The 7987-nt window shown below is 66.1% G+C and carries 3 protein-coding genes and 1 pseudogene; all 4 read left to right on the top strand.

Annotation, left to right across the window (positions count from 1 at the left end):
* A pseudogene (locus FFS21_RS31275) lies at positions 1 to 440 on the top strand (primosomal protein N'); the annotation flags it as partial.
* A 195-nt stretch (positions 441 to 635) separates the two neighbouring features.
* The gene (gene putA, locus FFS21_RS31270; protein ID WP_137928552.1) at positions 636 to 4595 is read left to right on the top strand and encodes a trifunctional transcriptional regulator/proline dehydrogenase/L-glutamate gamma-semialdehyde dehydrogenase; all 3960 of its coding nucleotides are present in this window, start codon (positions 636 to 638) and stop codon (positions 4593 to 4595) included.
* A 158-nt stretch (positions 4596 to 4753) separates the two neighbouring features.
* The gene (locus FFS21_RS31265; RefSeq protein ID WP_137928551.1) at positions 4754 to 5905 is read left to right on the top strand and encodes a branched-chain amino acid ABC transporter substrate-binding protein; all 1152 of its coding nucleotides are present in this window, start codon (positions 4754 to 4756) and stop codon (positions 5903 to 5905) included.
* Positions 5906 to 6126: 221 nt separating this feature from the next.
* The coding region (locus FFS21_RS31260; protein ID WP_249359766.1) for a hypothetical protein at positions 6127 to 7987 on the top strand (1861 nt) is incomplete at its 3' end.

The following is a 7987-nucleotide window of genomic DNA, read 5'->3' as shown; positions in this document are numbered from 1 at the left end:
GGGCGGGACTGGGCGGCGAAGTGATGATCCAGACGCGTTATCCGGACGCCCCCGCATTGCAGGCCCTGGCGCGCCATGACTATGATGGATTCGCAGCCAGCCAGTTGCGCGAGCGCCGGCAGGCCGGGTTGCCCCCGTTCGCCTACCAGGCGCTCATCACGGCGGAACACGGCGAGCTGGAACGTGCGTTGACCTTCCTGAAAGCCGCGCGGGACCATGCCGATGCATGCCCGATGGCGCCCGAGGTGCAACTCCATGACCCGGTGCCGATGTCGATGGTGCGCATCTTCAACAAGGAGCGTGCCCAGATGCTGGTCGAAGCCGGATCGCGCCCCGTGCTGCAACGGTTTTTGAGTGAGTGGCTGCCCACTTTTCAGGAGGTGGGTGCGCAAGTGAAGGGCGTGCGCTGGCAGTTGGAAATCGATCCGTTGAGGATCTGAGGCCGGCCTTGCGAGGTCTGTCATGTTGCGTGGGTGCAACCTTTTCCAGGCGGGACGAACTAGGTGGTTGCACTAGGTTGCACCTCGTAATTCTACGAGAGTAAGATCGCGCCAATCGGCAGGCTGGCGCGTTACGCCCATGCGTATCGCCACGGCCGCCACCGCCTTCTTAAGATCCGCTGGAGAACTGCCCGCATGGCCACCACCACCCTCGGCGTGAAGCTCGACGATGCTTCGCGTGAACGCCTGAAACGCGTTGCCCAATCGATCGACCGTACCCCCCACTGGCTGATCAAGCAGGCCATCTTCACGTATCTGGAGCAGATCGAGCGCGGCCATCTGCCGCACGAAGGCGCCAACGGCACGTCGCATGACACGGATGGTGATGCTGGCGATGTGGCGCAGGGCGAGGCCATGGCCCAGCCGTTCCTGGAATTTGCGCAGAGCATCCAGCCGCAGTCGGTGTTGCGCGCGGCGATTACGTCTGCGTATCGCCGTCCGGAAACCGAATGCGTGCCGGTGCTGCTGGAGCAGGCCCGCCTGCCGAAGGCCGAGGCCGACGCCGCCATCAAGATGGCGCATACGCTGGCGCAGAAGCTGCGCGAGCAAAAGGTGGGTACGGGCCGTGAGGGTCTGGTGCAGGGCCTGATCCAGGAGTTCTCGTTGTCGTCGCAGGAAGGCGTAGCGTTGATGTGCCTGGCCGAGGCACTGCTGCGCATCCCCGACAAGGCCACGCGCGACGCACTGATTCGCGACAAGATCAGCGGCGCGAACTGGCAGTCGCACCTGGGCCAAAGCCCGTCGCTGTTCGTGAACGCCGCCACCTGGGGCCTGCTGCTGACTGGCCGGCTGGTGGCCACGCACACCGAAGCCGGATTGTCGAAGGCGCTGACGCGCATCATCGGCAAGGGCGGCGAGCCGCTGATCCGCAAGGGCGTGGACATGGCCATGCGCCTGATGGGCGAGCAGTTCGTGACTGGCGAGACGATTTCCGAGGCGCTGGCCAACGCGCGCAAGTATGAGGCCGAAGGCTTCCGTTATTCGTACGACATGCTTGGCGAGGCTGCGATGACCGAGGCCGACGCGCAGCGCTACCTGGCATCGTACGAGCAGGCCATCCACGCAATCGGCCAGGCGTCGCGCGGCCGGGGCATCTATGAAGGCCCGGGCATCTCGATCAAGCTGTCGGCGCTGCATCCGCGCTACAGCCGCGCGCAGCACGAACGCGTGATTTCCGAACTGTATGGCCGCCTGAAAAGCCTGACGCTGCTGGCCCGCCAGTACGACATCGGCATCAATATCGACGCCGAAGAAGCTGACCGCCTGGAAATCTCGCTCGATTTGCTGGAGCGCCTGTGCTTCGAGCCGGAACTGGCCGGTTGGAACGGTATCGGCTTCGTGGTGCAGGGTTATCAGAAACGCTGCCCGTTCGTGATCGATTTCCTGATCGACCTGGCACGCCGCAGCCGCCACCGCCTGATGATTCGTCTGGTGAAGGGCGCGTACTGGGACAGCGAGATCAAGCGCGCCCAGGTGGATGGGCTGGAAGGCTACCCGGTCTACACGCGCAAGGTGTACACGGACGTGGCCTACGTGGCATGCGCCCGCAAGCTGCTGTCGGTGCCGGACGCAATCTATCCGCAGTTCGCCACGCACAACGCGCATACGCTGTCGGCCATCTACCAGATCGCCGGTCAGAGCTACTACCCCGGCCAGTATGAATTCCAGTGCCTGCATGGCATGGGCGAGCCGCTGTACGACCAGATCGTCGGCCCGAAGTCGGACGGCAAGTTCAACCGTCCGTGCCGCATCTACGCACCGGTTGGCACCCATGAAACGCTGCTGGCGTACCTGGTGCGCCGCCTGCTGGAGAACGGCGCGAACACGTCGTTCGTGAACCGCATCGCCGATGAATCCATCCCGCTGGACGAACTGGTGGCCGATCCGGTGACCGTGGTCGAATCGATGCACAAGACGGAAGGTACGCTGGGCCTCTCGCACCCGCGCATCCCGCATCCGCGTGAACTGTATGGCGACGCGCGCGCCAATTCGGCGGGCATCGATCTGTCGAACGAGCATCGCCTGGCCTCGCTGTCGTCGGCACTGCTGGCCGGCGCCAGCGAAGTCCACCGTGCCGAACCGCTGCTCGGTGCCGACATCCCGCGCGGCGACGCCAAGCTCGACCCCGTGCTGAACCCGGCCGACCACCGCGACGTGGTGGGCCACACCAGCGAAGCCACGCCGTTCGAAGTGGAGGCCGCGCTGGCTGCCGCCGTGAATGTGGCACCGATCTGGCAGGCCACGCCGCCGGAGGTGCGCGCCGCTGCGCTGGAGCGCGCCGCCGACCTGATGGAAGCCCAGATGCAGCAGTTGATGGGCGTCATCATGCGCGAGGCCGGCAAGACGTTCTCGAACGCCATCGCCGAAGTCCGCGAAGCGGTCGACTTCCTGCGCTACTACGCGGTGCAGGTGCGCGAGACGTTCTCGAACGACACGCACCGCCCGCTCGGCCCCGTGGTCTGTATCAGCCCGTGGAACTTCCCGCTGGCGATCTTCACGGGTCAGGTTGCTGCCGCACTGGCTGCCGGCAACCCGGTGCTGGCCAAGCCGGCCGAACAGACCCCGCTGATCGCCGCCGCTGCTGTGCGTCTGCTGCGCGAAGCCGGTGTGCCGGCTGGTGCCGTGCAACTGCTGCCGGGCCGTGGCGAGACCGTGGGCGCTGCGCTCGTGGGTGATGCGCGCGTGAAGGGCGTGATGTTCACCGGCTCCACCGAAGTGGCACGCCTGCTGCAACGTAATGTTGCGGGTCGCCTCGATGCGGCGGGCCGTCCGATTCCGCTAATCGCCGAAACGGGCGGCCAGAACGCGATGATCGTGGACTCCTCGGCCCTGGCCGAACAGGTGGTGGGCGACGTCGTGAACTCGGCCTTCGACTCGGCAGGCCAGCGCTGCTCGGCGCTGCGCGTGCTGTGCCTGCAGGAAGACGTGGCCGACCGCATCCTGGAAATGCTCAAGGGCGCCATGGGCGAACTGACGCTGGCCAACCCGGATCGTCTGTCCACCGACGTGGGTCCGGTGATCGACGAGGAGGCGCGCGGCAACATCGTGCGTCACGTGGAAGCCATGCGCGCCAAGGGCCGCCGCGTGCATCAGGCAGATCCGAACGCCGTGCAGTCCGCCGCCTGCCGTAACGGTACGTTCGTGCCGCCGACGCTGATCGAACTCGACTCGATCGAGGAACTGAAGCGCGAGGTCTTCGGCCCGGTGCTGCACGTGGTGCGCTACCCGCGCGCCGCGCTGAATACGATGATCGACCAGATCAACAACACCGGCTATGGCCTGACGCTCGGCATCCACACCCGGATCGACGAGACCATCGCGCATATCGTGGACCGTGCGCATGTCGGTAATCTCTATGTGAACCGCAATATCGTCGGCGCCGTGGTGGGCGTGCAGCCGTTTGGCGGCGAGGGTCTGTCGGGCACGGGTCCGAAGGCTGGCGGCCCGCTGTATCTGCATCGCCTGCTGTCGGTGTGCCCGCAGGATGCCGTGGTGCGCGTCGTGCGCGCCTCGGACGTGGCCGATGCCGCGCAGGCTGCTCCGGTATCCGCCGAGCTGGCCGCACTGAAGGGCTGGGCGCAAGGCAGCCTGCCCGAAGTCGCCGCCGCCTGCGACCAGTTCGCTGCCGCTTCGGCATCGGGTATCTCGGCCACGCTGCCGGGCCCCACGGGCGAGCGCAATACGTACTCGCTGCTGCCGCGCGAGCGCGTGCTGTGCCTGGCGCAGACGGAGTCGGACCTGGCGCTGCAACTGGGCGCCGTGCTGGCGGTTGGCGCCCAGGCGTTGTGGGTTGACACACCGGTCGCAAAGTCGCTGTTGGCACGGCTGCCGGCCGCAGTACAATCGCGCGTCCGTATGGTTTCCGACTGGAAATCATCGGACACCGACTTCGACGCGGTGCTGCATCACGGCGATTCCGACCAGTTGCGCACCGTCTGTGAACAGGTCGCTACGCGTCCGGGTCCGATTGTCGGCGTCCAGGGCCTGGCCCAGGGTGAACCGAATATCGCGCTCGAGCGTTTGTTGATCGAACGTTCGCTGTCCGTCAATACGGCGGCTGCGGGCGGCAATGCAAGCTTGATGACGATCGGCTGAGGCACGTCCTCTTCCGGTCACCCATCAGAGGCGTGCGGCGAGGGCCGGTGATCCCGACCTTGCTGCGCCACTTAGAATGGAACGGTGCTGCCAACGCCGTTCCGACATATGCCGACAACGGCACCATATGGCACCCGTTTGGGACCCAAGGAGAACTGATGAGCTCGACATTCCGCAAGACGGCCATGACCGTCGCCATGGCCGTTGCCGGCCTGACTGCCGCTTCGGCTGCTTTTGCCCAGGCCCAGGAAATCAAACTGGGCTACGCCGGTCCGCTGACCGGCGGCCAGGCCCAATACGGCAAGGACATGCAGAACGGCATCGTCCTGGCGATCGATGACATGAATGCCACGAAGCCCAAGATCGGCGGCAAGGAAGTCAAGTTCGTGCTGATCTCCGAGGACGACCAGGCCGATCCGAAGACCGGTTCGGTGGTGGCGCAGAAGCTGGTGGACGCTGGCATCCAGGGCATGCTCGGCCACTTCAATTCGGGCACCAGCATCCCGGCGTCGATGGTCTACAACCGTGCAGGCATTCCGCAGATCGCCATGGCCACGGCACCCGAATACACCCGCCAGGGCTTCAAGACCACGTTCCGCATGATGACGTCCGACACCCAGCAGGGTTCGGTGATCGGCGCTTATGTGGTGAAGAAGCTGGGCGCCAAGAACATCGCCATCGTCGACGACCGCACGGCCTACGGCCAGGGTCTGGCTGACGAGTTCGAGAAGGCCGCCAAGGCCGCCGGCGGCAAGATCGTGCGCCGCGAGTTCACGAACGACAAGGCCGTGGACTTCAAGGCTGTGCTGACCAACATCAAGCGCAGCAACCCGGACATCATTTTCTACGGCGGTGCCGAAACCCAATCGGCCCCGATGGCCAAGCAGGTCAAGGAACTGGGCATGAAGGCCCCGCTGGTCTCGGGCGAAATGTCCAAGACCGACAACTTCCTGAAGCTGGCCGGCAACGCCGCCGATGGCACCGTGGTGTCGCTGGCCGGCCTGCCGCTGGAACAGATGCCGGGCGGCGCTGCGTACGAGAAGAAGTACGAGAAGCGCTTCGGCTCGAAGGTCCAGACGTACTCGCCGTACGCCTATGACGGCGCCACCGCGCTGATGACCGCCATGATCAAGGCCGGCTCCGCCGACCCGACACGCTACCTGCCCGTGCTGGCCGCTACCAGCATGCAGGGCGTGACCACCAAGACGCTGGCCTACGATGCACGCGGCGACCTGAAGGACGGCGGCATCACCGTCTACAAGGTGCAGGGCGGCAAGTGGACCGTGCTGGAAACCGTGGGCGGCAAGTAATCGCCGCTCGCCGAGTAGCTTTTAGCATTACGCGCGCCGGACGGCTTTCCTACGGCTGGCGCGTGGCAGAACTGACGCCACCCGGGCAGATGCCCGCGGTGGCGTTTTTTGTTGGGGAGCGGCTTTTTCTTTCGGTCAACCCCGATCAACCCCCAATCTCCCCCTCTCCTCCCCGAAGCAGGTCACGCCAATAGCGCATAATTCCGCTTTGCTGATTTCTGATGAAGGAGCGGACCTTGCAGGATGTCCGTTACGACCACGCCATCGCGCTGGCAAATGCCGGGCGCCATGACGAAGCTGTACAGGTAGCCGACCAGCTCTGGGCGGCGCATCCCGAAGTTGTCGACTATGCCGCGCTGCGCGCGCAGATCCAGTCGGATCGTGGCGATGTGGCGGCGGCGTTGGCCGCGCTCGACGAGGCCATGACGCGGCTGCCCGAGCTCTCGCTGGCGCCGATGCATCGCTGGGCCTCGCGCGGGGCGCTGGCGCATATGTATGGCACGTTGCTGATGCGTGAAGGGCGCGACACCGAGGCGCAGCCGTGGCTGCACGAGGCCGCGCGCCGCAACGGGCTGGCCACGGGCGAGTGGGCTGCGCATTTCTATGCGGGCTTTGTCGCGTTTCGCCTCAACGATTTCGCGCTGGCGGGCCGCTACTGGCACGACCTGCTGTATCGCTCGCCCGATCTCGGGGCTGGCGATATCCTGCCGCTGGTGCAGGACTATGTCGCGCGCAGCGATGCCGCGCAGCAACTTGGGGAGCCGCTGCTGCGGATCTGCCTGGGCCGGATCGCGCTGGATTCCCCGGAGCTGCTCGATCTGACGCCAGCGCAGGGCGATGCCCTGGCCGCGGCACAGGCCGAAACGGTGCTGGCCGCCGAGCCCGATCATCCCGAAGCACGCCGGTTGCGCGCGCCGTTGCGGCTGGGCGTGGACCCGGCGGCGGCACTCGATGACCTGGATACGTACCTGCGTCAGCGTCCGGACCCGCTCGCGCAGGTGCGCGCGCTGACGTGGCGGCACCAGTCGCAAGCCAAGGCAAGTGCCAGCACCCCGGCGCAGCCCGCCTGGACTGGCTTTGCCATGACGGCCGATGCCGACGATGGTGCCATGTACTTCCACGCGGCTGCGGCGCTCGGCGCGTTCATCGACGAGGTGCCTGCGTCACAAGCCGTGCTGAAGCCGATGCTGGAGGCCGCGTGCCGCAAGGGACTGGGCTGTTTCGGGGCATATTTCGAGACGGGCGAGGGCGATGCGCAGGGCCATGGCGGCAACGCCGATCCTCACCTGTATTCCCTGCTGTGCCGCCTGCTGGCGCGCACGCTGCCGGCCGATGCGACGCATCTGGAAGAAAAGGTGTCGCTGCACCAGAAGGGCATGGCGGCCAGCGACTTCATCGACCACTGGATCGACATGCTCGACGCCTACGCGGCGGCGGGCGAGCACCAGAAGGTGGTGGATCTGGCTGGCGAGGTGATGAATCGTCATCCGGTGGAGCGCAACCCTGCGGACGTGAGTTGGGCGTTCAGCCGGCTCGTGGCCGCGTGGGCGGCACTGGGCGGGCGTGAAGCCACGGAATCGGCCAATGCCGCGCTGACCCATATGGATGCCCGTCTCGATGCGCTGCCCGTCGAGGCACGCAGCGAAGGGGCGCACGCCATGGCTCATGCCCGCGCGCACTACGGCGCGTTGCTGGCCAAGGGTATGGCGGGGATGGACGAACACGACCGTGCCGATGCACTGGCCGAACTCGAAGCGCTGCAACGCCGCTCGCTACTGGTGGAAGACGGCTGGCTCTATGGCCGCTTTGGCCAGATCTGGCGCGACCTCGGCGACAACGAGCGCGCCTTGCCATTGATCGAACAGGCCGTAGCACTTGGGGCTGGCAATGCCCAGGCAGAAGCGCAGGCGCGGGTACAGCGTGCCAGACTCCTCGTGGAACTGGACCGGAAGGCGGAGGCCCTGACGGATTTCCAGATGGCGTTTGCTGCGCGTGACGACTGGGATGCCGACGCGTGGCTGCTGGCCGTGCAGGCGGCCGTGGCGCAGGGCCACCGCGAGACGGCACTGGAGTGGTTCGAAA

Origin of the sequence: Cupriavidus sp. 2SB (assembly GCF_005503625.1) — a bacterium.
Taxonomy (GTDB): Bacteria; Pseudomonadota; Gammaproteobacteria; order Burkholderiales; family Burkholderiaceae; genus Cupriavidus.
This window is presented reverse-complemented; position numbering and strand designations above follow the sequence as displayed.